Source organism: Falsiroseomonas sp. E2-1-a20 (genome assembly GCF_051433195.1).
GTDB lineage: Bacteria > Pseudomonadota > Alphaproteobacteria > Acetobacterales > Acetobacteraceae > Falsiroseomonas.
In genome coordinates, this window is record NZ_JBHMFT010000128.1 from 1 (window position 1) to 2,340 (window position 2,340).

Genomic DNA, 2,340 nt, shown 5'->3' on the forward strand with positions numbered 1-2,340 from the left:
TGTCAATGCTGAGGTCGAATTCCTCAAAAGCGCTGGCTGAAAATTCCCCAGTTTGGCTGGTGGCTACGTTGCGGCGGTGGGCTCCAAGGTGCGTATTTTGGGTGGCCGGCCGCGTCGGCGCGGCGGCGGTTGGGGCTGATGAGCTGGTCGCGCGGCTGAGCTGTCGGGCAGCAGGTCGGCGTGGCGGCGCAGGCGGTAGCTGGCGCCTTCAATGCGCACGACGATGGCGTGGTGGAGGAGGCGGTCAAGCAACGCTGTGGCGACAACGGTGTCGCCGAAAACCTCGCCCCATTCGGCAAAGCCGCGGTTGGAGGTGAGTATCATCGCGCCGCGCTCGTAGCGGGCATTCACCAGCTGAAAAAACAGGTTTCCGCCGCCGGCGATGACGGGCAGGTAGCCGATCTCGTCGACGACCAGCAGCTGCGGCCGGCAGAGGAACCGGATGCGCTCGCGGAGCGTGCCCTCGCGCTCGGCCTTGGCGAGCGAGCCGATGAGCTCGGCCAGGGTGGTGAAGTAGACGCTGCGGCCTGCCTTCACCGCCTCGACGGCGAGCGCGATGGCCAGGTGCGTCTTGCCGCAGCCTGGCTGGCCGAGGAAGTGCAGCACCTCGTGGCGGCTGATGAAGTCGAGGCCGGCGAGGGTGAGGATGCGGTTGCGGTCGAGGGAGGGCTGGAACGAGAAGTCGAAGCCTGCGAGCGTCTTGATGTTCAGCAGCCGGCCCATCTTGAGGGCTGCCTTGACGCGGCGCCCCTCGCGCAAGCTGAGTTCTTCGTCGAGCAGCTGGTCGATCGCCTCGAGGGCGGAGATCTCGCCGCGCTCGAGCTGGCGCAGGAGGTGCTCCAGCACCTCGAGGGAGCGTGGCATTCTGAGGCCGACCAGATGGTGGCGGATCCGGTCGAGAGTGGCGGGTGCCGTGTTCATCGCGCCGGCTCTCCGGCGGCGAGGCGGCGGCCAATCGCCTCGTAGATGGCCAGCGACCGGGGCGCCACGCCGGTGGCTGGAGCCGATGCTGGTGGCGACGATGCCGAGGCGCCCGCGCGGGTCGTGGTGCTGTTGTGCGGTGGCGGCAGGCTGCGGTGGCCCTCGGCGATGCGACGCCGGCCGCGGCCCTCGAGCACGGGATGCGCGGCGACGAGCCGGCCATCCTCCAGGATGTGGATCTCGGAGGCGGTGACCTGGACCTCGACGGGGCGGCGCCGCGTGCCGTCGGGGACGGAGTAGAGATTGCCGCCGACCGAGATCATGCCCTCGTGCGAGATGCGTCGCTCCAGGCGGAGCACGGCGTTGAACGGCCCGGCCGGCAGCCGCCGGAGGGTGGGCTGTTCCTCTGCGAAGTGCTCCGTGACGATGCGCCCCGTGGTGCCGTGCAGGCGGCGATTGGCGACCTGGTCGAGCCACTGGGTGAACTGTGCGTTCAGGTCCTCGAGGTTGCGGAAGCTCCGGGCAAGGAAGAAATCCTCGCGGACGTAGCGGAACGGCCTCTCTACCTTGCCTTTGGTTTTGGCCCTGTAGGGACGGCAGGCTTTCGGAACGAAGCCGTAGTGGGCGGCAAGCGCGAGGAGCTTGTCGTTGTAGACGATGCCGCGGACGTCGACTTCGCCAAGGACGGCGGTGCGCATGCGATCGTAGAGGATCTCCTGCGGTACGCCGCCGAGTGCGGTAAAGGCGGCGACGTGGCAGCGCAGCACAGTGGCGAGGTCCTGCTGGGCGACGAAGCGGGCCCACATCATGCGGCTGTGGCCGAGGACGGCGGAGAACAGCCAGACGATGCGCTCGGCGCCGGGCTCATCCTCAAAGCGGACCTTGAAGAAGGCGAAGTCGACCTGCGCCTGGCGCCCCGGTGGGGTCTCAAAGCGACGTTCGAAGGCGGCGGGTTCGGCAGGCGGGCGGATGGTGCGCAGGAAGTCGGTGACGGTGGCGTAGCCACCCCCGAAGCCGAGGTCGCGGATCTCCCGCCAGAGGCGCCGGCCGGTCAGCTCGGGAAAGCGGTCGATGCGCTCGCGCAGGAAGGGCTCGAAGGGCGCCAGCGGCGAAGGTGCCGGCTCCCGGGGTTTGTAGGCCGGCGGCTCCAGGCCGCGCGCGATGTAGGTGCGGATGGTCTTGCGGTCGCGGCCGGTGCGCCGTGCGATGGCCGAGACGCTGAGGCCCTGCCGGGCGAGATCCAGGATCATGACGAGCTCCCCAAGGGTGACCACCGGCTGCTCCCATGATGCCGGTCGGCATCCTGGCGCATGGCCGGCGCCGCCCGCGCCCGGGGGCTCGCCCCCGGGCGCGGGCAGTCGCGCTGGACTGGGGAATTTTCAGCCAGCACATCCGGGGAGAATTCACGCAGCAGCTACA

The 2,340-nt window shown here is 69.3% G+C and carries 2 protein-coding genes; both read right to left on the minus strand.

Going from position 1 to position 2,340, the window contains the following annotated elements:
• Nucleotides 1-63: 63 nt before the first annotated feature.
• Nucleotides 64-921, minus strand: coding sequence for an IS21-like element helper ATPase IstB (istB, locus tag ACFHPP_RS30825; RefSeq protein WP_437167043.1), 858 nt, complete (start codon nucleotides 919-921; stop codon nucleotides 64-66).
• Nucleotides 918-2,195 carry an IS21 family transposase gene (istA, locus tag ACFHPP_RS30830; RefSeq protein ID WP_437167044.1) on the minus strand — a complete coding sequence of 426 codons (1,278 nt, stop codon included), beginning with the start codon at nucleotides 2,193-2,195 and terminating at the stop codon, nucleotides 918-920. The genes istB and istA overlap by 4 nt, the downstream gene beginning before the upstream one ends.
• Nucleotides 2,196-2,340 lie beyond the last annotated feature (145 nt).